24 protein-coding genes, 1 tRNA gene and 2 pseudogenes are annotated in these 25,128 nt (G+C 63.5%); 4 read left to right on the top strand and 23 right to left on the bottom strand.

Annotation, left to right across the window (positions count from 1 at the left end; all coding sequences use genetic code 11):
* Positions 1-219: 219 nt before the first annotated feature.
* The 3 genes and pseudogenes from PVZ80_RS18505 to PVZ80_RS18495 all read right to left on the bottom strand — a co-directional run.
* A pseudogene (locus PVZ80_RS18505) lies at positions 220-1,095 on the bottom strand (DUF927 domain-containing protein); the annotation flags it as partial.
* Position 1,096: 1 nt separating this feature from the next.
* Positions 1,097-1,435, bottom strand: a pseudogene (locus PVZ80_RS18500) (Arm DNA-binding domain-containing protein); the annotation flags it as partial.
* Positions 1,436-1,601: 166 nt separating this feature from the next.
* Positions 1,602-1,678, bottom strand: a tRNA-Met gene (locus PVZ80_RS18495).
* 345 nt (positions 1,679-2,023) lie between these two features.
* Here PVZ80_RS18495 and PVZ80_RS18490 point away from each other — a divergent pair.
* Positions 2,024-3,241: an MFS transporter gene (locus tag PVZ80_RS18490; protein ID WP_273864339.1), complete on the top strand. Its 1,218-nt coding sequence runs from the start codon at positions 2,024-2,026 to the stop codon at positions 3,239-3,241.
* Between the two features lie 75 nt (positions 3,242-3,316).
* Here the strand turns inward: PVZ80_RS18490 and PVZ80_RS18485 are convergent, their stop codons facing one another.
* The 3 genes from PVZ80_RS18485 to PVZ80_RS18475 form a co-directional block, all read right to left on the bottom strand.
* Positions 3,317-3,595 (bottom strand): Rho-binding antiterminator, encoded by a 279-nt coding sequence (locus PVZ80_RS18485; RefSeq protein WP_009050814.1) that lies wholly within the window; start codon positions 3,593-3,595, stop codon positions 3,317-3,319.
* Positions 3,592-3,888, bottom strand: coding sequence for a DUF2024 family protein (locus PVZ80_RS18480; protein WP_038635103.1), 297 nt, complete (start codon positions 3,886-3,888; stop codon positions 3,592-3,594). The genes PVZ80_RS18485 and PVZ80_RS18480 overlap by 4 nt, the downstream gene beginning before the upstream one ends.
* A 65-nt stretch (positions 3,889-3,953) precedes the next feature.
* A complete protein-coding gene (locus PVZ80_RS18475) occupies positions 3,954-4,184 on the bottom strand; it encodes a thioredoxin (RefSeq protein ID WP_009050812.1) in 231 nt (76 codons plus the stop codon).
* 125 nt (positions 4,185-4,309) lie between these two features.
* Between PVZ80_RS18475 and PVZ80_RS18470 the strand changes: the two genes are divergently transcribed.
* Together PVZ80_RS18470 and PVZ80_RS18465 are read left to right on the top strand one after the other, a co-directional pair.
* Complete coding sequence (locus PVZ80_RS18470) at positions 4,310-4,870, top strand: MarR family winged helix-turn-helix transcriptional regulator (RefSeq protein WP_124340738.1); 561 nt, start codon at positions 4,310-4,312, stop codon at positions 4,868-4,870.
* Between the two features lie 4 nt (positions 4,871-4,874).
* Positions 4,875-5,591, top strand: coding sequence for an MOSC domain-containing protein (locus PVZ80_RS18465; RefSeq protein ID WP_009050810.1), 717 nt, complete (start codon positions 4,875-4,877; stop codon positions 5,589-5,591).
* Between the two features lie 13 nt (positions 5,592-5,604).
* Here PVZ80_RS18465 and gspM read toward each other — a convergent pair whose 3' ends face one another.
* The 15 genes from gspM to PVZ80_RS18390 all read right to left on the bottom strand — a co-directional run bounded on the left by gspM (position 5,605) and on the right by PVZ80_RS18390 (position 21,601).
* Positions 5,605-6,075, bottom strand: coding sequence for a type II secretion system protein GspM (gene gspM, locus PVZ80_RS18460; protein WP_041984181.1), 471 nt, complete (start codon positions 6,073-6,075; stop codon positions 5,605-5,607).
* A gap of 3 nt (positions 6,076-6,078) precedes the next feature.
* Positions 6,079-7,161 (bottom strand): type II secretion system protein GspL, encoded by a 1,083-nt coding sequence (gspL, locus tag PVZ80_RS18455; protein WP_273864338.1) that lies wholly within the window; start codon positions 7,159-7,161, stop codon positions 6,079-6,081.
* Between the two features lie 5 nt (positions 7,162-7,166).
* A complete protein-coding gene (gene gspK / locus PVZ80_RS18450; protein ID WP_273864337.1) occupies positions 7,167-8,039 on the bottom strand; it encodes a type II secretion system minor pseudopilin GspK in 873 nt (290 codons plus the stop codon).
* A complete protein-coding gene (gspJ, locus tag PVZ80_RS18445; RefSeq protein ID WP_110176153.1) occupies positions 8,032-8,634 on the bottom strand; it encodes a type II secretion system minor pseudopilin GspJ in 603 nt (200 codons plus the stop codon). Before gspJ ends, gspK begins: the two co-directional genes overlap by 8 nt.
* Positions 8,631-9,005, bottom strand: a complete 375-nt coding sequence (gene gspI, locus PVZ80_RS18440) for a type II secretion system minor pseudopilin GspI (protein ID WP_016703592.1) — start codon at positions 9,003-9,005, stop codon at positions 8,631-8,633. Before gspI ends, gspJ begins: the two co-directional genes overlap by 4 nt.
* Positions 8,989-9,453 (bottom strand): type II secretion system minor pseudopilin GspH, encoded by a 465-nt coding sequence (gene gspH / locus PVZ80_RS18435; RefSeq protein ID WP_273864336.1) that lies wholly within the window; start codon positions 9,451-9,453, stop codon positions 8,989-8,991. The genes gspI and gspH overlap by 17 nt, the downstream gene beginning before the upstream one ends.
* A 1-nt stretch (position 9,454) precedes the next feature.
* Positions 9,455-9,889, bottom strand: a complete 435-nt coding sequence (gspG, locus tag PVZ80_RS18430) for a type II secretion system major pseudopilin GspG (RefSeq protein ID WP_009050803.1) — start codon at positions 9,887-9,889, stop codon at positions 9,455-9,457.
* A gap of 12 nt (positions 9,890-9,901) precedes the next feature.
* Complete coding sequence (gspF, locus tag PVZ80_RS18425) at positions 9,902-11,116, bottom strand: type II secretion system inner membrane protein GspF (RefSeq protein ID WP_081359811.1); 1,215 nt, start codon at positions 11,114-11,116, stop codon at positions 9,902-9,904.
* A 2-nt stretch (positions 11,117-11,118) separates the two neighbouring features.
* Positions 11,119-12,603 carry a type II secretion system ATPase GspE gene (gspE, locus tag PVZ80_RS18420; RefSeq protein ID WP_273864335.1) on the bottom strand — a complete coding sequence of 495 codons (1,485 nt, stop codon included), beginning with the start codon at positions 12,601-12,603 and terminating at the stop codon, positions 11,119-11,121.
* Positions 12,600-14,501, bottom strand: coding sequence for a type II secretion system secretin GspD (gene gspD, locus PVZ80_RS18415; protein ID WP_273864334.1), 1,902 nt, complete (start codon positions 14,499-14,501; stop codon positions 12,600-12,602). Before gspD ends, gspE begins: the two co-directional genes overlap by 4 nt.
* Positions 14,498-15,049, bottom strand: a complete 552-nt coding sequence (locus tag PVZ80_RS18410; RefSeq protein WP_101283496.1) for a type II secretion system protein N — start codon at positions 15,047-15,049, stop codon at positions 14,498-14,500. Before PVZ80_RS18410 ends, gspD begins: the two co-directional genes overlap by 4 nt.
* A complete protein-coding gene (locus PVZ80_RS18405; RefSeq protein ID WP_053269898.1) occupies positions 15,046-15,567 on the bottom strand; it encodes a cytochrome b in 522 nt (173 codons plus the stop codon). The genes PVZ80_RS18410 and PVZ80_RS18405 overlap by 4 nt, the downstream gene beginning before the upstream one ends.
* Before the next feature lie 63 nt (positions 15,568-15,630).
* Positions 15,631-17,121: an N-acetylglucosamine-binding protein GbpA gene (gene gbpA / locus PVZ80_RS18400; protein WP_103331101.1), complete on the bottom strand. Its 1,491-nt coding sequence runs from the start codon at positions 17,119-17,121 to the stop codon at positions 15,631-15,633.
* Between the two features lie 255 nt (positions 17,122-17,376).
* Entirely contained in the window at positions 17,377-20,970 is a 3,594-nt protein-coding gene (locus tag PVZ80_RS18395; RefSeq protein WP_273864333.1) for an ATP-binding protein, read from the bottom strand.
* A 4-nt stretch (positions 20,971-20,974) separates the two neighbouring features.
* Positions 20,975-21,601 (bottom strand): response regulator, encoded by a 627-nt coding sequence (locus PVZ80_RS18390; RefSeq protein ID WP_009050795.1) that lies wholly within the window; start codon positions 21,599-21,601, stop codon positions 20,975-20,977.
* Positions 21,602-22,119: 518 nt separating this feature from the next.
* On the opposite strand from PVZ80_RS18390, the gene PVZ80_RS18385 reads away from it, so the two are divergent.
* On the top strand, positions 22,120-23,142 hold the full coding sequence (locus tag PVZ80_RS18385) for a fimbrial protein (RefSeq protein ID WP_273864332.1): 1,023 nt from the start codon (positions 22,120-22,122) through the stop codon (positions 23,140-23,142).
* Positions 23,143-23,364: 222 nt separating this feature from the next.
* On the opposite strand, the gene ychF is transcribed toward PVZ80_RS18385, so the two are convergent.
* Both ychF and pth read right to left on the bottom strand, forming a co-directional pair.
* Entirely contained in the window at positions 23,365-24,465 is a 1,101-nt protein-coding gene (gene ychF / locus PVZ80_RS18380) for a redox-regulated ATPase YchF (RefSeq protein ID WP_009050794.1), read from the bottom strand.
* 22 nt (positions 24,466-24,487) lie between these two features.
* Positions 24,488-25,072, bottom strand: coding sequence for an aminoacyl-tRNA hydrolase (gene pth, locus PVZ80_RS18375; protein ID WP_053269894.1), 585 nt, complete (start codon positions 25,070-25,072; stop codon positions 24,488-24,490).
* Positions 25,073-25,128: the final 56 nt, after the last annotated feature.

The following is a 25,128-nucleotide window of genomic DNA, read 5'->3' as shown; positions in this document are numbered from 1 at the left end:
TCTCGACTATGGCCGCTTTAAGGCGAGCAACTCATCGGAGCGGTCTTCAGCTATCGTTGCTAAGCAGGCGTCGGAAATTAAAACTCGCAAAGCGATAATTGGCCGATTGCTGTTCTCCGTGAAGGATAGCTCTGGGTCGAAAGCTGTCACTCAGGAACGGCAACTGTCTACCGAATGCAATCATCTACGAGAATGGCACACCTGCTGGTTGACTAGACACGTAGAGCGCCACGAACGCACCAGACGCGGCCCGCCGTAGACTGATGCCGCTACGCGCAAGTGAGTGGTCTTGCCCCCTGAGCTATCACCGTAGAAGTGAAAGCCGCCTGACTCATGGCCCAGTAGGTTCAGCAGCGGACCCGCAAAGGCCACGCTCACGACAAATGCCAAGCGGTGATTGCCTATGCACAGCGCCCCGATCTGCTGTTGCCATTGCTCCAGGGTGCCCGCTTCGCTAATGGGCGGGAGTTGGGTCCCGGCCTCATAGAAGTGCAGGTGTTCCTCATGTGAGCCGAGTTGTTGTTCTGGCAATAGATAGGCATTGCCGTGCCAGCCCAAACGCGTCACCAATCTTGCTCGCTGTGCGCTGTCAAAGCCACCGAGGTAGCTCTGCAAGTCGTTGCGTGCGTTGCGTCCTGAACGGCTCCCTGCGAGGCGCAAGCCCATGTCTACCAGTGGCCCCAATACGTCTTTGCCGAAGTCGCCGGTCATGGTGCGTGCCGGAATGTTCCAGCGCTTCTTGGCGCCGTCTGGATCGTCGAACTCGACCAGTAAGCCCCAGTTGTGGCCCTTCTCATCACGGGTGCGAGCGATAATTTCCAGGGGCGAGCATACCGGGCGTGCCTCACCATCATCACCCGAATAAAACACCCCTTCGGGCGTCAGGCGAAAGCCACCGGGCATTAGGTCATTTTTCGATTTCGCTGGACGCTTGGCCGCTGTCTTTGTCTTGACGGGCTCCTCTGTTTTTTCTTCCGCCGTGTTCACGAAAAGCTCACCGCTGCGCACCAGCTCGGCAACGTGGCCAGCGGTCCAGCCTTTGGTCAGTGCGTCGGCAGCATCGTCGCCTTCTACCCACTTGCCGCCTTTAGCGAATGGCCAATGCTTCAAAGGTCTCATTGGCTGCGTCAAGGTCAGCAACCTTGCGCGCTCTTTTGGAGATGATCGGGTTCTTGCCTTCTGAGGTATCTGCTCTTAGCTCGGCTGCTTTCTGCCGGGCAAGTGAACCGCTCACTTCCGGGTAGCCGCCAAGGCCCAGCCAGGACCATTTTCCGTCTGGCTTCTTGTAGCGAAATTCCCAGGACTTTTGCCCGTTTGGTTTGACCCTGAAGTACAGTCCTGAACCATCTAGCTCGCGGTATGTGGCAGCCTCAGGCTCCAGGCTGGAAAGTGTGGTATCAGCGAGCGGGCGGCGCTTGATATCGGAGCGTTTCATCCTTGTATGCCTCCAGTTCAATTAATGCTGAAGCATACACGTGGGCATACACGGCGGAGAAGGTTAGGGGTGGACAGAGGGAGATAGCCAGAAGCAAGAAAGCCCGCACTAGGCGGGCTTCTTGAGGTGATTCATAGACTGCTGTAGACATCTATGGATCGGTACTTGGTGGCTACACAGGGACTTGAACCCCGGACCCCAGCATTATGAATGCTATGCTCTAACCAACTGAGCTATGTAGCCAAGTGGCGCGCATTATTCGCGTAGAACGGTAAGGCGTCAAGCGCTTTTTATAAAAAAATTATCTACGCTATCAACCGTTTATCCAATTCCCTCCTGTAGCCGCCAGTGCATCCTGCGATTGCGCGTGCAGCGGTCGTGACCCCTGACCCGCATTTTAGTCGCTACCCCGTATTGGCCGGTTTGCGTCGGCTGTGTTGCGGAACGCAGGCTTCGATGCTTGTTGTGCTGCGCATCAAGCGAAATATTCAAGTCGTTAGCAAGCTAAGGGGATAGCCGCGGCGCACCGAAAAATGGCACATTGGCCACCCCTGCAACTGCGCATCCATCTGCTGTACGGAAACTCTCATGGCTATCAGCAACGTTCAGTCCGCCTCCGTGGCGACTCCCGCGGCCTCTCAAAGCAGCCCTCTGGTGCTGCGTATCATCGGCGCGGTGGCGCTGGCGCATTTGATCAACGACCTGATCCAGGCGGTGCTGCCGGCGATCTACCCGATGCTCAAGGCCAGCTACGGCCTGACCTTCACCCAGGTCGGCCTGATTACCCTGACCTTCCAGCTCACGGCCTCGCTGCTGCAGCCCTGGGTCGGTTATTACACCGACCGCCATCCCAAGCCGTACCTGCTGCCGGTGGGCATGATCTGCACCCTGATCGGCATTCTGATGATGTCCCAGGTCGGCAGCTTTGCCTTGATCCTGCTGGCGGCGGGGCTGATCGGCGTCGGCTCCTCGACCTTCCACCCGGAAGCCTCGCGGGTGGCGCGGCTGGCTTCCGGTGGGCGCTACGGCCTGGCGCAATCGAGCTTCCAGGTCGGTGGCAACGCCGGCACCGCCTTCGGCCCGCTGCTGGCGGCGGCGATCATCATTCCTTTCGGCCAGGGCAATGTGGCCTGGATGGGCCTGTTCGCGGTGTTCGCCCTGGGGCTGCTCTACGCCATCAGCCGCTGGTACGCCAGCCACCTCAAACTGTTCAAGCTCAAGCAGGGCCAGGCGGCGACCCACGGGCTGTCCAAGGGGCGGGTGCTCAGCGCCCTGGTGGTGCTGGGGCTGCTGGTGTTCTCCAAGTATTTCTACATGGCCAGCCTCACCAGCTACTTCACCTTCTACCTGATCGAGAAGTTCGACCTGTCGGTGGCCAGTTCGCAGCTGCACCTGTTCCTCTTCCTCGGCGCGGTGGCGGCCGGGACCTTCTTCGGCGGGCCGATCGGCGACAAGATCGGGCGCAAGGCGGTGATCTGGTTCTCGATCCTCGGCGTGGCGCCGTTCACCCTGCTGCTGCCCCATGTCGACCTGTTCTGGACCAGCGTGCTCAGCGTGGTGATCGGCTTCATCCTGGCGTCGGCGTTCTCGGCCATCGTGGTCTATGCCCAGGAGCTGGTGCCGGGCAACGTCGGCATGATCGCCGGGGTGTTCTTCGGCCTGATGTTCGGTTTCGGTGGGATCGGCGCGGCGCTGCTGGGCCACCTGGCGGACCTCCACGGCATCGAGTACGTGTACTTCCTGTGCTCGTTCCTGCCGCTGTTCGGCCTGCTGGCGATCTTCCTGCCGCGGACCCAAAAAGCCTGAGTGCATGCCGTGAACGAAAGGGCGCCGACAGCGATGTCGGCGCTTTTTTTGCCCTTGGCCAAGGCCCTCGTCGAGTCAGATCGAGCAGTGTTGCCCGGCCAGGACGATGCGGCCGAAGCTGCGCTTGGCATCCAGCGGGGTAATCGCCAGCAGCTGGTCGAGGCGTATTTCGAGCGGACCTTCGGCGTCCTCCAGGCAGAAGAATTCTTCGCCATTGGCGCTGGTGCGGGTGGTCTTGCCGAGCGCTTCGAACTGGCTGCCATCGACCCGTTCCACCAGCAGCCGGTAACCATGCATGCAGGCGATTTCCAGGTAGTCGTGCAGGTCGCAGTCCAGTGGTTTATAGGCGTTCATCCGCTCACCTCCAGGCCGGTCGCCTCGAAGCCCGCTGTCTGGAAACCTTGCAGTGGAATGATGAAATAGCCTTGGCGGGCGATGCCTTGCATCACCTGGGGATCGCCGATCCGGCTGTGGCAGAAGCGGCATTCGTTCTGCGATACGTCGCTTTCCCGCACGCCCAGGCTGTCCAGCCAGGCAAAGGCATATTGCCGGGCCAGGGCGGCGTCATGGGTTTCGGTCAGCACGTCGAAGTGCAGGTAATGGCCTGCGCGGGTGCGCACATGGGTGTCGAAGACTTTCACGTTCATGGCGGTTTCATCCGTCGAGAAAAGAGAGCGCCAGCGCCTCGTCAGGCGTGCGCTGGCGAGCGGGTCTACTTGAGGTCGGCCAGGGCCGCACCGAAGTTCAGGTGCAGGACCTTGTCCGCGACCACCAGGGCCGGCACCGATTTGACCCCGGCGGCTTCGGCCTCGGCGATCCGCGCGGGTGCCTGGCCGAGGTGGACGATTTCCACTTTGATTTGCGGGTCCAGCAGTTCCAGCAGGGTCTGTTCCGTCTCGACGCAAACCGGGCAGCCAGCGTGGTAGTAACGAGCGTGTGTCATGGGCTGAGCCTCCAATAAAAGTATCGGATCGATACTGTATTTAGATTTTCACTGGCTCAGGTCTTTGTCAATATAGTTTTTATTCGATACTATTTATCGCAGACATTGATCCGGGAAATGCCCCTGTGCTGTTCGATTTGCTTGAGAGGCTTACCAGCCTGACCCGCGTCTGGTTTCGCGAGCACCCGCTGCTGGCGGATATCCAGCCGATCCAGTTGAGCGCGCTGCTGTACCTGGCGCGCTGCAACGGCTATTCCAATACACCGCTGGCGGTGGCCGATTACCTGGGCCTGACCAAAGGCACGGTGTCGCAGTCGCTCAAGGCGCTGGAAGCCAAGGGCCTGATCAGCAAAAGCCAGGACGCCCGGGACAAACGCAGCGTGCACCTGCTGCTGACCGAGCAGGCCAGGGCCCTGCTGGCGGAAGTGATGCCGCCGGCGTTCCTCGAGACCGCCGCGCAACGCATGGGCGGGCAGGCCAGGGAGCTGGAGCACTTGCTCGGCGAGCTGCTGCGCAACGTGCAGCGCACCCAGGACGTGCCGAGCTTCGGCCTGTGCAAGACCTGCCGCTTTCACCAACAGGTCGCGGGCGGGCCTTTCTGCGGCCTGACCGAAGAGCCGCTGGCGCCTGCCGACATTGAGTTGATCTGCCGGGAACATCAGTTCGCCGATGAAACCATGGAGTAAGGTAATGACCCCTGAGCGTATAACCCTCGATGCCCTGTTGACCGGCCGCGCCGTGGCCTACAGCCGCCCGGGATCGATGAGCGCGATCGCCAAGACTGCGCGCACCGGCAGTCTGCAGGTCGGTCCGCTGGGCCTGCTGGACGACGAGCAGGGCGACCTGCGGGTACATGGCGGCACGGAAAAAGCCATTCATCACTACCCCCGCGAGCACTACGCCGCCTGGGCCGCCGAGTTGGGGCCGCACGCGTTGCTGGAGCAGCCGGGCGCCTTTGGCGAGAACTTCAGCAGCCACGGCTGGACCGAGCAGAACGTCTGCCTGGGCGACCGTGTCCGGGTGGGCAGCGTGTTGCTGGAGGTGTCCCAGGGACGCATGCCGTGCTGGAAACTCAATGACCGCTTTGCCGTGAAAGACATGTCGCTGCGGGTCCAGCAGAGCGGGCGTACCGGCTGGTATTACCGGGTGCTGGAAGCGGGCAGCATAAGCGCCGGGGACGTGTTGCAGCAGGTCGAGCGCCCCTTCGAGCAGTGGCCGCTGTCGCGCTTGAGCGCGGTGCTGTTTTCCCGCGAGGTGGCAGTGGAGGAGATTCGTCTGTGCCTGGAGTTGCCGCTGGTGCCCTCCTGGCGCCGCACCCTGGAGCGCCGGGTCGAGCAGGCGGCGGTCGAGGATTGGGGCCCGCGCCTGCTGGGCACTGAGCGGGTCGATGAGGAGCCCGTCCGCTGAGCGGCGGGCGCGATCAGTTCGCCTGCAGGGTCAGGCGCGCCTGGACCAGGGCCTGAGGGTCGACCTCCAATTGCAGCGACACCAGGTTGACGCCCTGGTTTTCCACCTCGTCCAGCCAGGTCAGCAGGTCTTGCAGCGCGCCGCCCAGGTTGAGATTGAGGCGTCCGGATTCTTCGCTGTCCATGCGTTCGATGCTCAGGTTGGCCGCGGCCGTGCTGGCGGTGATCAGCCCGGCCAGGGTGCGGCTGTTGGCCTGTTGGCCGCGGGCCTGGGTGGACGAAGGGAGCTTGAGCAGATCGGTTTGCAACTGTAGGGCCTCCTGGAACTGCTGTTCAGCCTGGCGCAAGGCCTGGCGCTGCGGATTCCAGAGCAGGGTCCAGAACAGCGTCACGGCCAGAAACAGGCTGAGCAGCTTCAGGGCCAGGCGATCGCGGGCCGGTAGCTGCTGCCAGCGGTTCGAGTAACGATTGAAAAGGGTGGTCATGGTTTAGTCCGTGATTTTCAGGCGGGCGCTGACCCCGTCGGGAGCGAGCACGGCCGAGTCGGCCTGGACGTTCGCGCCCTGCTGCGCGAGGGCTTCGCGCAGACGTTCGAGGGTGGAAAAGTCCGGCGCGTTGACTTGCAGGGTCCAGCCTTGCGCCTGTTGGTAGTCCAGCCGGCGGATCCGCGTATCGCCGCCGTCGCTGTGGGTCCATCGGCTGGCCAGGTTGTCGAGCCGGCGCGCCAGGCTTTGCTGGGGCTGGCCGGGCTGCTGGGCACGAGCCTGGACCTGGCGGGCGAGGTCGATCACCCGCGGCTCGTCGGGGAAGCGTTGGCGCCAGAGTTCCAGGCTGGCCTCGGTCACCTCGGCGGTCTGGTGTTGCAACAGCCAGCGTTGGCCCGCGTCCTGTGCCACTTGAGCGCCGCAGGCGATGGCCAGGATCGCCAGCAGCGCCCGCCAGGGTGTACGCGAGGGGCTGCGCAGGGCGAAGGCGCCCTGGCGCAGGTCGATGGCCTGCGCGCTGCCCCGAGCCAATAGCGGCCAGGGCGTTTCCTCGCTGCGTTGCAGGTTGTCGGGCAGCAGCGGGGCCAGCTCTTCGAGGGTCTGGTCATCGAGTGCCAGGCGTTGCTGGCAGGCCCCGCCGATCAGCCAGCGGTCGTGGCAACGCAGGGCCAGTGCCTGGTTGTCCGGCAGGCAGTCGGCATCGACATGAATGCGCTCGGCCGTCAGGCCATGGCGGGCCAGCCGTTCCAATAGTTGTTCCAGCCACTGCCGTTGCAGGACGAACAGGCGACAGTGCCGACGCGCCTGCAACGGTCCACGGGCCAGGTGCAACTGCTCGGGGTCGTCCAGCAGCCGTTCTTCCAGCACCGAATGGATGGCTTGCTGCAGCCAGCGGCCACTGCGCGGCGGTACGTCGAAGCGGTGATGGCTGGCGATTTCGGCCGGCAGCAGCAGGGTCAGGCGCCGGCCGGCCAGCACTGCCGCTTGTTGCAGCGTGCCGTGCACCGGCTCGCCGTCGGTTTGCCACCAGGTGACGGGCGAGTCGTCGTCCGCATTCACGGTGGTGAGGTAAAGCCAGGCTTGCATGGGGTTTACTCCGGAAAACGGGAAGGGGCGGCGAGGGTGCGCTGCAGTACGCTGACCTGGCCGTCCGGCTCGATACGCAGGCGGCTGATCAAACGCAATTGGCGGTCGCCCAGTTCGACATCCAGCACCGCCTGGAAATAGCGGCTGCTGACGTCGAGCCCCTGGCTGTTGATCTCGTGCTGTTTCAACACGGGGGCGTCGAGAAACTCCTGTACCGTCTGGTAGCCATCGACGGGGCGTGCCTGCACCAGGGCGATGGCCTGGGCCAGGTCGAGCTTGCCCAGGCTGGCCAGTTGTTCGGCCGGGGCGGTGTTGAGGTTCAGGGCCCCCGGCGTGGTCCTGACCCAGGGGTGCAGGCGTTCCATGACCGCTGTGTCGACGCCTTCCAGGCGCATCAATTCGTTGCTGTCGTTCCAGGCCAGCGGCTTGCCGTCGAAACCACGCACCGGCGGCAGGCGCCTGGGGTCGTGGGGTGGCAGGCCGAGCACTTGCAGCAGGCGTTGATAACGCAGGCGGCTGATCCGGTCGTTGGGCGTGCGCAGGGTGCCGAGGTTGAAGCGCGCGCTGAGGTCCTGCAGCTGGATGCGGATACGCCCGCCGTCGATGTCGAACAGCGGTGTGTTTTGCGCCCAGCGCTGGCCCAGGTGCACGCGCTTGGGCTCCGGCTCATCGCGCCAGTCGTCGCGCAGTTGGCCACGGGCCCAGGCTTCGCCACTGAGCGCCAGTTGCCACAGTTGCTGCTGCAACAGTTGGTTGGAACTGCCGATCAGGCTCAGGCGCTGGCGAGCCAGCATGTCACTGACGATCAGGGTCGCCAGGGAGGTGATCAGCAGCACGCTGATCAGCGCGATGCCCCGTTGTCTACAGGCCTTAACCATGCTCCAGCCCCTTGAAGCCCGGCAGCAGGATCACCCGCCGCAGGCCGGGATAACCCGGGGCGTCGAGCTCCAGCTCAATGGCCTGGGGCAGGCTCAATGGCGCCTGGCCGACGGGCCAGTTGGGGTGGGCCTTACCCTGGTCGTCGATGTAGCGCAGGCGTTCGAGCCGGACGCCATCGAGCAGCAGCTGTTGCGCGGCGGTGCCGGACAGGTCGGGGCCGTCCACCGGGCTGCGGTATTCGCGCAGCCATTGGTCGTCGTTCCAGTGATAGGTGACCAGCAGCAGGTCGTTGCGCGCCTGCTGCAAGGGGTTGCTCCAGCCGCCGCGTACCAGCTGGATGCGCCCGGGCTCGCCGATCAGTGCCTGGCGCGCCGAGCTGCCGTTGACCGGGTAGGCGATGGCCTGGGTCAGGTCACGCTCGAAGATACCCACCGCACGCTGCAGGCGCCGCAGTTGCAGTTCGTGCTGATGAATCCGCTGGTCGGTATGGATCATGCGTTCGAGCAACTGATAGCAGGCCAGGCCGAGCAGGCTGAACAGGGCCATGGCGATCAGCACTTCGAGCAGGGTGAAGCCCTGCTGCCGGCGTTTCATGGGCGGGCCTCCAGGTAGCCCGCCAGGCGCGCGCGTTGCCGGGGCATGGGCGCGTCGGTGGCGACTTCGAGCACGATCTTCAGCAAGCGCGGGTCGGGCGCGGCGGCGGTTTCGCTGGTCAGCAGCCAGTCGCGTCCGGCGAAGCGAATCGGTTCCTGGCGCTGGCTCTGGGCCTGGCGCATGCCGGCGCGTAGTTCGTTCAGGCGGTTGTCCGCCAGCCATTGCGCCAGGGTGCGCTCGCTGAGGCCGCCGTTGTTGCCGATCAGGTGTTCGGTGGCGCTGTAGAGCGCCAGCGACAGCACGGCGAAAATGGCCAGGGCCACCATCACTTCCAGCAGGGTGAAGCCCGCCTGTTCATTGCACCGGGGCAAGACGCACCTCCTCGACTCCGTCGCTGGACAGCGACAGCAGCGGCTGCTGGCGGTATTCCAGCAGCAGATTGAAAGGCGAGATCTGGTCGTTGGCCAGCACCCAGAGTTGCGGCTCCTTGCCCTGCGGTCGTGGCTCCTGCAGGTTCAGGCGCAGCTCGCCGGGCAGCCGGTGTTCCTTGAAGCGCTTGTCCGCCTGCCACTGGCCGCTGTGGTCGAGGTTCAGCACCGCATAGTGGTCCGGCGCCAGGCGCAGGCCGTGATTGATGTTGTTCAGTACCGCGTCTTCGCGCAGCAAGCCAATGAGGTTCTGCAGGCGCTCAGCCTCGCGCCGGGCCTTCTGCCCGCCCGAGTCGCTCTGGACCAGCCCGACCATGCCGGCCAGCAAGCCGATGATCACCATGACCACCAGCAGCTCCAGCAGGGTGAAACCCGCCATTGGCTTGCGCACTTCAAGGCTCCCAGTTGCCGATGTCGGCGTTGGTCCCGTCGCCGCCGTTGCGGCCGTCGGCACCGAAGGAATACAGGTCGTAGGCCGAGCCCTCGCGACCCGGGGCGAGGAACTGGTAAGGGTTGCCCCACGGATCCTTGGGCAGGCGCTTGAGGTAGCCGTCGGGGTTCCAGTTGAGGGCCGCCGGCAGGCCGGCCGGTTTTTTCACCAGGGCTTCCAGGCCCTGCTGGGTCGAGGGGTAGTGGTGGTTGTCGAGCTTGTAGATTTCCAGGGCCGTGGCCACGGCCTTGATGTCGCTGCGGGCGGCGGTGACCTTGGCCTGGTCCGGACGGCTCATGATCTGCGGGACCACCAGGGCGGCCAGGACACCGAGAATCACCACGACCACCATGATCTCGATCAGGGTGAAGCCGCGTTGGCGGGAAGGGTTGCGCATGTTGTGGGCTCTTCAGGTGATGAGTTGGTTGAGGTTGAGAATGGGCATCAGGATGGCCAGGACGATGACCAGCACGCTGGCGCCCATGAACACCAGCATCGCCGGCTCGAACAGCCCGACCAGCATGGCGATGCCGTTGGACAGCTGGGTCTGCTGCTGGTGGGCGGCGCGTTCGAGCATGCTGTCCAGTTCCCCCGAGCGTTCGCCGCTGGCGATCATGTACAGCATCATCGGCGGGAAATCGCCGCTCTGTTCCAGGGCCCGGGTCAGCCCGCTACCTTCGCGCACGGCACGCGCCACGTCTTTCATACGAGTACGAATCTGCTGGTTGGCGACCACCTCGGCGGAGATTTCCAGGGCATCCACCAGCGGCACGCCGCTGCGTCCGAGAATCGCCAGGGTGCTGACAAAACGGGTGCTGTTGCTGGCCTGGATGACCCGCCCGATCACCGGCAGGCGCAGCTGGAGCTGGTGCCAGCGCATGGCCAGGGCGGGCTTGCGCAGGGCCACGCGCAGGCCGGCGGCGAGGCTGCCGAGTATCAGCAGCAGGACCAGGCCGTAGTCCCGGGCAAAGTCGCTGGTGGCGATCAGGCCACGGGTCAGCACCGGCAGTTGCTGGCCACTGTCGATGAACACCTTGACCACATCCGGCACCACGAAACTGAGGAGGAAACCGACGATGCCGAAGGCCGCCAGCAGCAGGATGCTCGGGTACAGCATGGCCAGTTGCAGCTGCTGGCGGGCGGCATGCCGGGCCTCGGTGTAGTCGGCCAGCTGCATCAGGACCTGGGCCAGGTGGCCGGCGCGCTCGCCGGCGGCCACCGTGGCCCGGTACATCGAGCCGAAGGCGCGCGGGTATTCGCCCATGGCCCGCGCCAGGTCATGGCCTTCCAGCACCCGCGCGCGGATCGCCAGCATCATGCTCTGCTGCGCGCGTTTGCTGCATTGCGCGGCGACGGCGGCCAGCACTTCTTCCAGTGGCAGTGAGGCCTGGACCAGGGTTGCCAATTGGCGGGTGAGCAAGGCCAGTTGCGCCGGGCTGAGGCGTTGGTTGCTGGTCAGTGCGGCGCCGGAATGGTCCTTTTGCCCGCGGGCCGGTTTGACCTGCAGGGCGATCAGATTGCGTTCACGCAGCAGCTGGCGGACCTGCCGGGCGCTGTCGGCTTCCTGTACGCCGCGGGTCTTGCGCCCGGCGTTGCACATCGCGAGGTATTCGTAGGCGGCCATGGTCAGTGCTCCCGGGTTACGCGCAGCAGTTCTTCGACGCTGGTGACGCCTTGCAGCACCTTGTCCCGGCCGTCGGCGAACAGGCTGTGGGCATGCTGGCGCGCGTAGTGGGTCAAGGCGGCCTCGCCAGCCCCTTCGTGGATCAGCTGGCGCAGCGGTTCGTCGAACAGCACCAGTTCGTAGATGCCCTGGCGGCCGCGATAGCCGCTGTGCTGGCAGGCCGGGCAGCCGACCGGGTGGTAGAGCAGCGGCGCCTGTTGCGGGTCGAGGTTCAGCCGGTGGCAGGCCGCGGCGTCGGCGGGCGCGGCGCTTTTGCAATCGATACAGAGCACCCGCACCAGGCGCTGGGCGACCACGCCGAGCAGCGAGGTACAGAGCAGGAAGGGCTCGATGCCCATGTCCAGCAGGCGGGTGACGGCGCCGATGGCGCTGTTGGTGTGCAGGGTGGACAGCACCAGGTGGCCGGTGAGGGAGGCCTGCACGGCGATGTCGGCGGTCTCCCGGTCGCGGATCTCGCCGACCATGACCACGTCCGGGTCCTGGCGCAGGATGGCGCGCAGGCCTCGGGCGAAGGTCATGTCGACCTTGGTGTTGACCTGGGTCTGGCCGATGCCGGCCAGGTGGTATTCCACCGGGTCTTCGATGGTCAGGATGTTGCGGGTCTGGTTGTTCAGGCTGCTGAGCCCGGCATACAGCGTGGTGGTCTTGCCGGAACCGGTGGGGCCGGTGACCAGCAGGATGCCGTGGGGGCGCAGCAGGGCGTCTTCGAGTTTGCCGCGGATCGCCTCGGCCATGCCCAGCCGGCCCAGGTCCAGGCGCCCGGCCTGTTTGTCGAGCAGGCGCATCACCACCCGCTCGCCGTAGGCCGAAGGCAGGGTGGAGACCCGCACATCCACTTCATGGCCGCCGATGCGCAGGGCGATGCGGCCGTCCTGGGGGATGCGCTTTTCGGCGATGTCGAGCTTGGACATGACCTTGATCCGCGACACCAGCAGGCCCGCCAGTTCCCGGCGCGGGCGCAGCACTTCGCGCAGCAGGCCGTCGACCCGCAGGCGCACGGACAGGTGCTGCTCGAAGGTTTCCAGGTGGATATCCGAAGCCTTGACCTTGACCGCCTCGCCGAGGATCGCGTTGATCAGGCGAATGATCGGCGCGTCGTTTTCCTGCTCCAGCAGGTCGGTGATCTGCGGCAGCTGTTCGGCCAGGCTGGCCAGGTCGTCCTGGCCGGCGATCTGGTCGCCCAGGCCTTCGGCCATCTGCATGGCGTCGTCGCGCCCGTCACGATACTGCTCGGCCAACCGCTCGGCGAAACCCTCGGCGTCGAGTATCCGATGGCCCAGCAGCGGGCCATGGCAGCGGCGGATCTCGGCGAGGACTTCCACCGGCGTGTCGGTCCGGCAGTAAAGCTGCAGGCCGCTCTCCATGGGCTCCAGCAGGACGCCATGGCGCTTGGCGAAACCGAAGGGCAGGCGCGCGACCGGGTTCATCGGCGTGGCTCTCTGGCGCGCATGTCGATGGTCCCATCCTGCGGGGCGGCATCGAACAATTGACGCGAGTCGGCCGGCAGGGCCAGGCCGCTGCGGCTGTCACCGTTGGCGCGCAGCTTGCGCAGGTCGTTGTACTTGCGCTGGCTGACGTTGATGGCATCGGCGCTGCCCCGTACCAGGGTCGGCCGCAGGAAGACCATCAGGTTGGTCTTTTCGGTGACGTCCTTGGTGCTGGTGAACAGCCGGCCGAGCAGGGGAATGCTGCCCAGCACCGGTACCTTGCTGACCTGGGTCTTGACGTTGTCCTTGATCAGGCCGCCGAGCACGATGATCTGGCCGTCGTCGGCGAGGATGGTGCTTTTCACCGAACGCTTGTTGGTGATCACGTCGCTGGTGGTGATGCCGGGCGGGGCGCTGGCCAGTTCCGAACTTTCCTGCTCGACTTTCAGGCGCAGGGTGTTGCCCTCGTTGATGTGCGGCGTCACCTTGAGGGTCACGCCGACGTCCTGGCGCTCCACGGTGGTGAAGGGGTTGCTGGCGCCGGCGGTGTCGGTGGTGTACGAGCCGGTCTGGAACGGCACGTTCTGGCCGACGAGGATTTCCGCCGCTTCGTTGTCCAGGGTCAGCAGGCTCGGGGTGGACAGCAGGTTGTTCTTGGAGTCGCTGGACAGGGCGGTGACCAGCGCGCCGAAATTGCTGGTGCCGATGCCGATGATGGCGCCGTCCGGCAGGGTGATGTTCTTGTCCTTGCCATTCCCCAGCAGGGTACCGATCGACAGGCCGGTGCCGCTGAAATTGGTGCCGCCGGCGACGTTGCCGGCGCGCGCCGCCCATTGCACGCCGAGGGCTTCGTTGATGTCGCCGCTGACTTCGACGATGGCCGCTTCCACCAGCACCTGGGCCCGTGGCTGGTCCAGCTGGGTGATGACTTTGTCGAGCATGCTCAGTTGCGCCGGGTCGGCCATCAGCACCAGGGCGTTCTGGCTTTCATCGGCGCTCACCAGTATCGAATTGCCGCCGCCCTTGCCTTCGCCGCCACCGCGATTGCCGTCGTCCAGGCGCTTGCCGATGCCGTTGAGCAGCTTCGACAGCTGCTTGGCATCGCTGTGGTGCAGGCGCACCACCCGCGCGCTGTCGTTGGCATTGCTCGGCACGTCGATGGCCCTGACCAGCTCGGCCATGCGCTGGCGGGCCTGGGTGTTGCCTGCGAGGATCACCCGGTTGCTGCGGGCGTCGCCCACCGCCTTGGCGTCGCTGGGGCCGTTGCCCGTCTGGCTGATGCTTTCGTTCAGGGTGCGGGCCACGTCGCTGGCCCAGGCGTGCTTGAGGGCCACGGTGCTGAACGAGCGGTTGCCGGCCTGATCCAGTTCGCTGACCACCTGGCGGATGCGCTCGACGTTGCTGGCGCTGTCGGAAACCACCAGGGCATTGGAGCTGGCCGAGGGCGCGACATAGGCGTCATCGCTCACCAGCGGGCGGACCACCCCGGAGATTTCCGCGGCGTTGGCGTTGCGCAGGTCCAGGACCCGGGTCACGAACTCATCGCCCGATTGCTCGCTGGATTTGGTCTTGGCTTCCACCGCCGGCACGATCAGCACCCGGTCACCCTGGTCCAGGGCGACGAAACCCTGGCTGCGCAGCACGCTGAGGAACAGCGAGTAGATACCCTCCTTGTCCAGGGCTTTGGAGGATTGCACGCTGACCTTGCCTTGCAGGCGGGCATCGACCACCAGGGTCTTGCCGGTGATTTCCCCGACCTCGCTGACCAGGTCGCGCAGTTCGGCGTCCTTCATGTTCAGCGTCCACAGGCGCTGGGTGGTGAGGGCCGCGCTGCTGGGCAAGGCATTCAGCAGGAGGCCGAGGCTGAGCACGGCGCCGGCAATCTTGGACAGTTTCATGGTGTGTTCTCTATCGCTTGCAGAAGGGCCGTGGCTTTTCGGTCGGCGACCTCCGGAGGGGTTGTCTGGGGGCTGAGCAGGTGCATCTGGCGCCCGGGCAGCAGCAGGTTCTGTTCACGGCCGTTACGCAGCACCACCACCTGGTCGGCGCTGACGCTCTTGAGCAGCGTGCCGTCGGGCAGGCGTTCGCCCGGGGAGTAGAAGGCCCGGCTGTCGGCATGCTGGATCAGTGCCCTGGATTGCTCGGGCTGGTTGCCCAGCAGGCTGGCGAGCAGGACCAGCGGCAGGCTGGCCTGCGCGCTGTCGAATTCGACCGGCACGGCGCCGAAGACCCTGGCGATGTTGTGATCGTCCAGAGGGGCGGGCAGGAGCTTTTCGGCGCTGGCACTCGGTACCGCGGCCGGCACCGGCTGGCCCGCCAGCACTTGCCGGTAGGTCCAGCTGTCGAGGCCGAGCCAGGCCAGCCACAGGCCCAGGGCGACCAGGCTGGCGGGAAGCAGGCAGCGTTGCCCGAGCCAACGCGGGCGCCATGAGAGCAGCGTCTTCATGGGCGTTTCGGCAGCATGCGTCTGAGCACGCCATGGCCGCGCAGTTGGTGGAGGATCACCGCGGCGATATGGCCGGCCACCAGCAGGGCCAGGGCCATGCAGCTGTAGTGGTGAAGCTCCTCGAAAAAGGTGATGGCCGCCGGGTCCTGCAAAGGTTGCGGGAGTTGCAGGCCGAACAGGTCGATCGGGCGCGACATCATCAGCACGCCGCTGAACAGCACGGTGCCGAGGGTGACCAGCAGGGCGGCGTGCCCGGCATGCACCAGGCGGCGTTCACCCGCGCTCTGGTGGGCAGGGGCCGGCGGAGCGGGATGACGCGCGAGGTAGAACAGCCGCAAGACGAACAGCGGCACCAGCAGGGTGGTCAGCGAGACGTTGATAAAGGCGATCGCCTGCCGGACCGAGGGCGACGGCTGCAACAGGGCGCTGGTATAGCCGCTGATCGTGGCCCAGAGGACAACGGCGGCGAACAACCAGTGCAGCAGCCTGCGCGGTCTTGAGTAGTGAGGGTGGTTCATGTCGATTCCCAAGGTCCGCAACGCGGTGCCGAGGCACCACGCTGCGGTTGGTCAGGTTATGGATTACTTGCGAATCCAGGCGTCTTTCCAGTTGCTGCCAACGCCAGGCTCGAACTGGGTGGCGCCGGCGTTCCACTGGATGCAGTAGCCGCTGTAAGGGAACGGCTTGCACTCATAGACGTTGCCGTCCTTGGCCAGGACCTTGGTGCCGGCCTTGTAGCCGGTCAGGCCTTTGGGGAAGACGAAGTCGTAATCACCGCCGCCCACTTCCTCGGCTTTCAGGGTGATGCGCTGGCTTTGTTGCAGCTGCTCGCCTTTTTCCGGCTTGGCCACGACCACCACGTCGTATTCGCCTTCGCTGACGTTACGCAGCGGGATGGAGAAGTGCGGGGTGTTGTTGCCAGGCTCGGCTTGCACGTGAGCGATGCTTTCGTTCTTGCCGTTGAAGACCGTCGAACTGATGGTGTACTTGCCGCCCTGGGCAATGGCGTTGAAGTGCAGGTCGGTGGCGTTGTCCTTCAGGGTGTACTCGGCCTGCAGGCCGGAAAGCTTCAGCTCGCCAGGAATGCTCGGCTGCTCTTTCTGGATTTCCACGCGTACCACGTCGCTGTTGTTCTTGGCGTACAGGGTGTTCTTGCCGTAGTTGGGCACGACTTCGTTATTGGCGTTGAGTTCGCCCATTACGTAGCCGGCATTGGCCTTGTTGACCTGCTGCGCCAACAGGAACGGCCAGGTGTTGGCCTGGGCCTGTTCCGCGGTCTCGATGCTCAGGCGGGTCTGGCGGTTCTGTTGCTCGCCGGCATTGGTGAACACGCGGGTGCTGACTTTGTCGCCGACACGCAGTTGTTCAGGCTGCACCGCGCCGAGGATCTTCCAGTCAGGAATCGGCGCGCCATCGTTGTCGATGTTGACGTCGATGGCCTGGTAGAAGGTGGCGGCGGTGTCGGCGATTTTCCAGGTCGCCAGGATCACGTGGTAACCGCTGCGATCGGCCGGGATGTTGACCTTGTGCTTGGTCCTGCCACCCGCTGGCGGACGCGCGCCGCCGGCGCTTTCATTGAGCAGCGGGGTCATCTCGAAGGAGTCGCGGGTCAGCGGCTGGTTCGGGTTCCAGTCCTTCTTGGTGATGTAGAACTGGTAGTAGGCGCTGGCGTGACCGGCGGAGTAGTACCAGGTGAATTCATTCATGCCCGGCTTGATCGTGGTTTTCTGCCAGCGGGTCGCCGTCTGCTCGTTGAGTTGGGAGAAGCTGGTGATGCCGCCCGCCGGGATGGTGCCGTTCGCCGGACCGCATTTAGTGAAGTCGCCCGAGCAGTAATCCTTGGGATAGTGATGCTGGACCGATGGCGAGTACTCGACACTTTGCGGCTCGTAAGTGACGGGGCCGCAATCGCGGTTGAGGTTGCCGCCGGTTGCGGAGCACATGAAGGCACGGGATTTTGGGCTCTCGACATACCCGTGGGCGAAGGCTTGTTGAGTGGCCAACGAAACCAGACCGAGGGTGATGGCCAACGGCAGCTTGCGCATGGCGTTGACGCGGTTGTTATGAGGCATCGAATCACCTTGATTTATGTATATGAAATGGTTTTTTTTTGAGGTCTTCGATGCCGGCCGCTGCAAGACGCGGCCAGGGTTGCCCATGGCTGGCAGTGCCCGGTAACGAAGGGCGCCTAGGATGCCGAGCAGGCGTGCGGGCTTGTATGAGACGAGTACGAAAGGCGCGGGGAGGGAATGGAACAAGATGTTTCAGGGCGCCGGCCCGGGCGTCGCCCAGGGCGGGATGCGTTGCGCAGGGCTGCCCGGAGCGGGTCAGCCGTGGCGTTCGATGTCGCGCAGCATGCGTTCAATGACGGACAGCACGGCTTCGCGTTGGCCATCCATATTCTGCGCACCCTGGCGGGCTGCGAGTTGCAGGTCGAGGCAGGCCCGCATCAAGGCTGGCGAATCGACGGTGCAGGCCAGCCCGCTGACCCGGTGGACCCACTGTTCGAGGAAGTCCGGCGTGTCGGGCAGCGGGGTGCTCAACAGCTCATGCTCCTGTTCCAGGTTACGGCGCAGCTCCTGGAGCAAGCGTTCCTTGAGCTGTGGGTCGTTCTGGAAAACCTCCAGCTGGGACAGGTCGAAGGTCGCGGGAGCCGCCTGGTCGGAGGCAGGCTCGGGTGGGGCGAGGGGTAAAGCGGCTGTGGTTTGGGGAAGGAAGCCGAGCGCTTTCAGCCCGCCAAGCATTTCCCGCAGGCGTTCGAGGACGATGGGCTTGATCATCAGGTCGTCCATGCCGGCCGCCTGGCAACGCTGCCTTTCATCGGCCAGGGCCCGGGCGGTGTAGCCGATGATCGGCAGCCTTGGCAGGCCGCGCGCCTGTTCTGCGGCCCGAACGCTGCGGGTGAGGGCGTAGCCGTCCATGTCCGGCATGTTGCAGTCGGTGATCAGCACATCGAAGTCACCCTTTTCCCAGGCCTGCAGGGCCGCCTTGCCGCTGCTGACATAAGTTCCCCGATGGCCGAGCCTGAGCAGTTGTTGCTCGAGCACCAGGCCGTTGGTGGAGACGTCGTCGACGATCAGCACATTCAGCGCGGCGACCGCCGCAGCGTCATGAGCGGCCTGCTGCGCCTCGTCCTCGGCAAGCTGCCAGGGCAGGATCAGTTCGAAGCTGACCCGGCAACCCTGGTCGGGGGCGCTGTCGAGTCGGATGGTGCCACCCATGAGTTCGACCAACTGTTTGCAGATGCTCAGGCCCAGGCCGGAGCCGCCGTGCAGGTGGGCGATCTGCGCATGGGCTTGCTGGTAGGGCGCGAAGATCTGTGGCTGGAGCTCCTCGGCGATGCCAATGCCGCTGTCGTTGACCTGGAATGTCAACCGGCTCTGGCGCGGGGCCACGTCCAGTTCCCGGACCTGCAGTTCGACCCATCCGTGATCGGTGAACTTCAGGGCGTTGGACAGCAGGTTATGGAGGATTTGTGTCAGGCGCATGGCGTCCACCTGATAGCGCCGCTGCGGGTCCAGGTGGTGTTCCAGTTTCAGCTCCAGGTGCTTTTTCCGGGCCTGGACAGCGAACAGCTCAAGGCAGTTTTCCAGCAACGGGGCGAGCGCGGTGGGGCTGGACGCCAGTTCCATCTGGCCGGTTTCGACCTTGTCCAGATCGAGAATATTACCGATCAGGTCGATCATCGATTGCGCCGACTGCTGGGCAATGCTGAGGTTTTGCGAAGGCTTGGACGAGCCGCTGGTTTCCAGCTCCAGCAGGCCGACCATGGCATTCAGCGGGGTGCGCAGTTCATGGCTCATGGTCGCAAGGAACTGGCTTTTCGCCGCGCTGGCGTCGAGCGCCTGTTGCTGGGCTTCGAGCAGTTTGTTTTCCAGGTGCTTGCGCACGCTGATGTCGATCCAGCCGCCCAGCAGCCCCTGCTGTTTGCCGAGCGCGGTGTAGAAGGGCACCAGCCATTGGTAGATATGATGGGTCTTGCCGCCGACCTCGATCACGCTGTCGAGGAACTGCGACTGGCGGTTATCCAGCAGCCGTTGGTGCTGTTCTTCCAGCTCCCGGGCCAGCGCGGGTGGGCTTATGCCTTGCTCCTGGGGCGTGGTGCCGCGGATCTCGTCCAGGGATTGGCCGAAGAACTGCTCATAGGCGTGGTTGCAGGTGCTCAGGCGCCCCTGCAGGTCGCGTACGTAAAGGGGAATGGGCAAGCCGTTGAGCAAGGCGAACTGGAAGGCCAGTTGGTCCTTGAGCTGGTTCTGCGCGGCGCGCCGCTTGCGAATCTGAATCCGCAGGCGCCAGTTCCAGTGCAAGGACAGCAACACCAGCACCAGGACCAGTGCAGCGGTCTGCCACAGCCATTTCGGCAGATAGTCCCAGAGCGAACCCTTGGTCGCGGGCCGTGCCAGAACGCTGATACGGTCCTGGTTGCCGTCCGAGTTCTTCAACGAGTACAGGAGCTTGTTGAGGATGCTCAGGAGTTCGGGGTGCTCGGCCGAGACGGCGAACACCAGCGGCTCGGGCTGGGCCTGGAACTGCTTGCCGGCGCGCAGCCCCGGGTTGGTCATGTGCCGGGCATCGGCGGCGCTGTTCAGCATGGCGTCGACCATGCCCTGTTCCACCAATTGCACGGCCTGATCGTAATTGTCGGTGAGCACCAGTTCGATGCTCGGGTAGCGGCTCTGGAGCAGGTGCTGCAGGGGATGCCCGGCCTGGAGTGCCAGGCGCCTGCCGCCCAGGGCTGCCAGTGAGCTGGGGGAGCTGGCGCCCTGGCGGGTAACGAAGGCCCAGTATTCGGTGCCGAAGCCATCGCTGAACAGCAGGCTCTTTTGTCGGACCGGGGTCGGTACCAATGACAGGGCGATTTGCGCCTCGTCGCGCTCCAGGCGCTGCCGATCGATTTCCGGCGACTGGCTGTCGATGATGTTCAGTTGCAGCTGATAGTCGTCGGCCAGGCTGCGCAGCACATTGAATGCCAGCCCGGCCCATTGGCCGTCGGCATTGCGATACAGGTAATTGGGGATTTGGCGGGCGATCAGGTTCAGCGACGCAAGGCGCTTGAGCCAGCTGTCTTCCGCACTGTTGAGGGCGAAGGAGTCGGTCGGCGCGAACAGCCAGGGCGAGCGTTCCCAGTGCTGCAAGATCTCTTGCTTGCGCTCCCGGGTCACCGTCTTCAGCGAGGCGTTGATCAGGGTGACCAGATTCTCTTCATGCCCCTGTGCGGCGAAGCTGAAGCCCATGGCCGGCAGGTCGGCGACGTATTTGTTCTGCAGCTTGAGGTTGGCCAGGCTGCGCATGTAGAAGTTGCTGCGCAGCTGATCGCCGATCAGCGCGTCGGCCTCGCCGTCGGCCAGGCGTTGCAGGCCTTCGATAATGCTTTTGATCACAATCAGTTCGGCCTTGGGGTAGGCCTTGGCGACCGTTTCGGCCTGTACATAGTAGGCCGGGACCAGCACGCGCTTGCCCGCCAGGTCCGGGGGCAGGTCCTTGTCGGCGATGCGGCCGACGATGATCGGCTCGTTGTCCAGGTAGGGCAGGCTGTAGATGAACCCGGGTTGCTTCCTTTCGTATTCGGTGGCACGGGGCATCAGGTCGATGTCCCCGCTGGTCAGGGCGGCGATGGCGGTGTCCACCGTAGGGTAGGGCACGCGCTGGATCGGCAGTTCGAGAAACTGGCTGATGTGTTCCAGGTAGTCGTTGGTGATCTGGTTGAGGACAACGTTGCCGCGCGGCTCGGGTCGCTCGTTGGAGGCGCTCACTTCGGCGACCCGTAGCGGGCGCGGGGGCAGTGTCTGACGCAGGGCCATCAGCGTGGCCAGGGACAGCGGCGCAGGCTCAGGCTCGGTGGCGCCCAGGGAAGTAACGCTGGTCAGCAAGAGCGTGATCCAGAGGGTCAGACGCGACAGGCCCGCTAGAGGGGTAGGCATAGTCTCAGGTCAGCCCGACTTCCTGGATGTACAGGTACAGGCTGGCGTTGTTATCCAGGCCCAGTTTGCGCATGGCGCTGCTTTTCTGGCTGCTGATGGTCTGCTTGGAACGGTTGAGGTGCAGGGCTATTTCATTGACCGACAGCCCGGCGCCGTACAGGCGCAAGACCTCGACTTCGCGAGGGGACAGTTGTTCGATCTCGCTCAGGGGCTGGCCGGGGTTGAGCAGATGCTTGATGGACGGGGATATGAAGGGTTTGGCCTGGCTGGCGCGAACCGCCATCTGCAGGTCGCCCTGTACCCCGCGCTTGCTGATCAGCCCCTGGACGCCCAGCTTGAGGATCGAGGCCAGCAGCGCCGGGTTGTTGAGCATGGTCACCACGATGACCGCAATGGCCGGATAACGCCGGCGCAATTGCTCGATCAGGCGGATGCCGTCGGCCTGTTGGCTGTGGGGCATCATCAGGTCGGTGATGACCAGGTCGCAGGGCTGTTCGGCCAACAGCTGGAAAAGCCCTTCGACATCCTGGGCCTCGCCGACGATCTGCAGCGTGCTGTCATCGCTGAGCGACGCTCGAATGCCGATCAGTGTCAGCAGGTGATCGTCGACGACGATAACTTTCTTTTGCATCTGTGGCGGGGCCCTGTCCGTGCGTAGCGTGAGCGAGTGCATAGAGTTAAGCAGAACGCATGCAAGTATCTGCCTGTGTCAGAGGGATGCAGGGTACTCCTGTCGCGTGGTGCGATGAAGTGTCCGCGTCTTTCAGCGGCAGAGTTACCCAAGCCTGCGGTTTTCCATTGAGAAGATGATGGATCTAGTTTGCGATTTGACGTTTGTCAGGGCTTGGCCTGCAAGAGTCTTGTCGAGCGATCCGGAGCTGTCGTTGCGTGATGATAGCAACCAACTCCTATCCACATAGAGATAGCCCTCGGCTATGCGAGGCCACTTTAGGATTCCTTTATGAAATTAGGAATATAGGAATTGCCTTATTGAGAAGGCTTCATCTTCTTACGGAAAATAGCGACCGCCTTGGGTCTTGTCATCAGACAGGACAAAGCCCTTTTGTTTGGATAAAGAAGCCTGGCCACAAGGGTTGTTGCCCTGTCGATCGATGCAAATTCCCTCTAGATGGTACTGATGACTTTCATATGAAACGCAGCATTTTTATCCCGGTGTTCATTCTGTTTTTTATCTTCTCTGTATTACTACCGAGTCATGTGTTTGCCGCTGGATGGTTCAATCCACGAACATCCAGTATTTCACTGCCTGCAAATATTGTTGTTCCAGGAAACGCCGACGTCGGAGCGGTGCTGTGGACCTCTACTCGAGAAGAGTCAAGACTGGTGGACGGGACGTTCGCCGAAAACTCCACAATCTGGGGCTCAGTGAGTAATGGAACACTGGCTCCAGCATTTACCGATGTCTACGAGACCAATATTCCTGGTTTGGGCGTCAGGTGGTGGGCTATATGGCGGGCCCGAAACTTTCCCAGTGGGGTCACCACCCCGATCACCGGCCCAGGCACTCACAACGCTGGTGCAACCGGTTGGCAGCTCAATGATTCCCATATGCAAACCATCTGGATAGAGCTGATAAAAACAGGCCCGGTTCAGAGCGGGAAGTTATCGGTGGAGACCCTGGTGACAAGCAAATTCAACTGTGCGCAGGGCGGTTGCAGGGACTGGCAGGTTACGGTGGCCGGTCAAAGCAGTATCTCGGCCGGACCAACTTGTAGCGTTTCCACACCGGCAATTCCGGTATCGATGGGCAACATTGCGACCACGACTTTTACGGGCATGGGCGCTACATCTCCTCCTCGCCCTTTTACCATCACCTTGGCTTGCTCGGGGGGAGAGCCAGGTACTGCGATCGGTTCCTATGTCACGCTGACGGACGTGTCCCGCCCAGACAATACCTCCACCACGTTGTCGCTCACTTCTGCGTCGACCGCATCCGGGTTGGGTATTCATATTCTCAAAGAGGATGTCGTGCTCGGTTATGGGCCTGACTCCAGTTCTGCAGGGAATATCAATCAATGGAGGGCGGGCACAATCGCGCAAGGCGTGTCGGTGTTTCAGATTCCACTCAGTGCGCGTTATGTGCAGATCGCACCCAACGTATCGCCTGGCAGTGCAAACGGATTGGCGACTTTCACGATGAGTTATCAGTGAGCTAAGGCGTGCAGAGAATCGCGAAGGGATGTTTCCAGAGAAGGAACGATCACATCTGTAAAATAGTTTGGAAGGGGGGATGGTGGTGAGGCCCGACTTGATCTTGAACTCGGATCCCCCAGTTTTTTGTGATTGAAAACAGTAGGGCCCCATGCGGGGCCCTACTGTTTATTTAAAGAGAGCGGCGTTCTAACGAGCGCCACTGAACTCCGGCAAAACGCCTCAGACGTTGAAGCGGAAGTGCATCACGTCGCCGTCCTTGACGATGTACTCCTTGCCTTCCAGGCGCCATTTGCCGGCTTCCTTGGCACCGGCTTCACCCTTGAACTGGATGAAGTCGTTGTAGGCGATCACTTCGGCGCGGATGAAGCCTTTCTCGAAGTCGGTGTGGATCACCGCGGCGGCCTGCGGAGCGGTAGCGCCGACGCGGACGGTCCAGGCGCGAACTTCCTTGACGCCGGCGGTGAAGTAGGTCTGCAGGTGCAGCATTTCGTAGCCGGCGCGGATCACGCGGTTCAGGCCAGGTTCTTCGAGGCCCAGGGCTTCGAGGAACATGTCTTTCTCTTCGCCGTCTTCAAGTTCGGCGATTTCCGCTTCGATCTTGTTGCAGACCGGCACCACCACGGCGCCTTCTTCTTCGGCGATGGCCTTGACCACATCAAGGTGCGGGTTGTTTTCGAAACCGTCTTCAGCAACGTTGGCGATGTACATGACCGGCTTGGTGGTCAGCAGGTGGAAGCCTTTGATCACCGCTTTTTCGTCGGCGCTCATGTTCTTCATCAGGCTGCGTGCTGGCTTGCCTTCGGTGAAGTGCGCGATCAGTTGCTCGAGCAGGGCTTTCTGCGCCACGGCGTCCTTGTCACCGCCCTTGGCGTTGCGCGCGACTTTCTGCAGTTGTTTTTCGCAGCTGTCGAGGTCGGCGAAGATCAGTTCCAGGTCGATGATCTCGATGTCGCGTTTCGGGTCGACGCTGTTGGACACGTGGATCACGTTGTCGTCTTCGAAGCAGCGGACCACGTGGGCGATGGCATCGGTTTCGCGGATGTTGGCCAGGAACTTGTTACCCAGGCCTTCACCTTTCGAGGCGCCCGCCACCAGGCCGGCGATGTCGACGAACTCCATGGTGGTCGGCAGCACGCGCTCGGGCACCACGATGGCGGCCAGGGCATCCAGGCGCGGATCCGGCATCGGCACGATGCCGCTGTTCGGCTCGATAGTGCAGAAGGGGAAGTTCTCGGCCGCGATACCGGATTTGGTCAGGGCGTTGAACAGGGTGGACTTGCCGACGTTAGGCAGGCCGACGATGCCGCAGTTGAATCCCATGGTGTTTCCCCTCGGATAAGAGTCAGGCCTTCTGGCTGTGCAGGTTTTTCATCGCCCGGTTCCATTCACCGGCGAAGATATCCGGCAGCACGCCGAGGGCAAAATCGATGCTGGCATCGAGCTTTTCCTGTTCGGCGCGCGGCGCGCGACCCAGGACAAAGTTCGAGACCATGCTGGCGACGCCTGGGTGGCCGATGCCAAGCCGCAAGCGGTGAAAGGTATTCTGGTTGCCCAGTTGCGCGATGATGTCGCGCAACCCGTTGTGCCCGCCATGCCCGCCGCCCTGTTTGAGCTTGGCGACGCCGGGTGGCAGGTCGAGTTCGTCATGCGCCACCAGGATTTCTTCGGGCTTGATGCGGAAGAAACCGGCCAATGCCGCCACGGCCTGGCCGCTGCGGTTCATGTAGGTGGTGGGTATCAGCAGACGAATGTCCTGACCCTGGTGCGAAAAACGCCCGGTCAGGCCGAAATATTTGCGATCGACCACAAGGTTGACGCCTTGTTTCTCGGCGATGCGCTCAACAAAAAGGGCCCCTGCGTTATGCCGGGTCTGTTCGTATTCGGCGCCTGGATTACCCAGGCCAACGATCAGTTTGATGGCAGTCACGATAGGGGCCCTTCCTTGGAGTTGTGGATAACATCGCCGCGACTGGAGTGTGCGGC

Source organism: Pseudomonas sp. B3G-3, from assembly GCF_028640915.1.
Lineage (GTDB): Bacteria > Pseudomonadota > Gammaproteobacteria > Pseudomonadales > Pseudomonadaceae > Aquipseudomonas > Aquipseudomonas chlororaphis_I.
Note: the sequence above shows the minus strand (reverse complement) of the source record. Positions and strands in the feature narration are given on the sequence as shown.

Coding starts and splice junctions, on each gene's coding strand:
- PVZ80_RS18490 (WP_273864339.1), top strand. CDS start 2,024: ATGGCTATCAGCAACGTTCAGTCCGCCTCCGTGGCGACTCCCGCGGCC.
- PVZ80_RS18485 (WP_009050814.1), bottom strand. CDS start 3,595: ATGAACGCCTATAAACCACTGGACTGCGACCTGCACGACTACCTGGAA.
- PVZ80_RS18480 (WP_038635103.1), bottom strand. CDS start 3,888: ATGAACGTGAAAGTCTTCGACACCCATGTGCGCACCCGCGCAGGCCAT.
- PVZ80_RS18475 (WP_009050812.1), bottom strand. CDS start 4,184: ATGACACACGCTCGTTACTACCACGCTGGCTGCCCGGTTTGCGTCGAG.
- PVZ80_RS18465 (WP_009050810.1), top strand. CDS start 4,875: ATGACCCCTGAGCGTATAACCCTCGATGCCCTGTTGACCGGCCGCGCC.
- gspM (WP_041984181.1), bottom strand. CDS start 6,075: ATGACCACCCTTTTCAATCGTTACTCGAACCGCTGGCAGCAGCTACCG.
- gspL (WP_273864338.1), bottom strand. CDS start 7,161: ATGCAAGCCTGGCTTTACCTCACCACCGTGAATGCGGACGACGACTCG.
- gspK (WP_273864337.1), bottom strand. CDS start 8,039: ATGGTTAAGGCCTGTAGACAACGGGGCATCGCGCTGATCAGCGTGCTG.
- gspJ (WP_110176153.1), bottom strand. CDS start 8,634: ATGAAACGCCGGCAGCAGGGCTTCACCCTGCTCGAAGTGCTGATCGCC.
- gspG (WP_009050803.1), bottom strand. CDS start 9,889: ATGCGCAACCCTTCCCGCCAACGCGGCTTCACCCTGATCGAGATCATG.
- gspF (WP_081359811.1), bottom strand. CDS start 11,116: ATGGCCGCCTACGAATACCTCGCGATGTGCAACGCCGGGCGCAAGACC.
- gspE (WP_273864335.1), bottom strand. CDS start 12,603: ATGAACCCGGTCGCGCGCCTGCCCTTCGGTTTCGCCAAGCGCCATGGC.
- gspD (WP_273864334.1), bottom strand. CDS start 14,501: ATGAAACTGTCCAAGATTGCCGGCGCCGTGCTCAGCCTCGGCCTCCTG.
- PVZ80_RS18410 (WP_101283496.1), bottom strand. CDS start 15,049: ATGAAGACGCTGCTCTCATGGCGCCCGCGTTGGCTCGGGCAACGCTGC.
- PVZ80_RS18405 (WP_053269898.1), bottom strand. CDS start 15,567: ATGAACCACCCTCACTACTCAAGACCGCGCAGGCTGCTGCACTGGTTG.
- gbpA (WP_103331101.1), bottom strand. CDS start 17,121: ATGCCTCATAACAACCGCGTCAACGCCATGCGCAAGCTGCCGTTGGCC.
- PVZ80_RS18395 (WP_273864333.1), bottom strand. CDS start 20,970: ATGCCTACCCCTCTAGCGGGCCTGTCGCGTCTGACCCTCTGGATCACG.
- PVZ80_RS18390 (WP_009050795.1), bottom strand. CDS start 21,601: ATGCAAAAGAAAGTTATCGTCGTCGACGATCACCTGCTGACACTGATC.
- PVZ80_RS18385 (WP_273864332.1), top strand. CDS start 22,120: ATGAAACGCAGCATTTTTATCCCGGTGTTCATTCTGTTTTTTATCTTC.
- ychF (WP_009050794.1), bottom strand. CDS start 24,465: ATGGGATTCAACTGCGGCATCGTCGGCCTGCCTAACGTCGGCAAGTCC.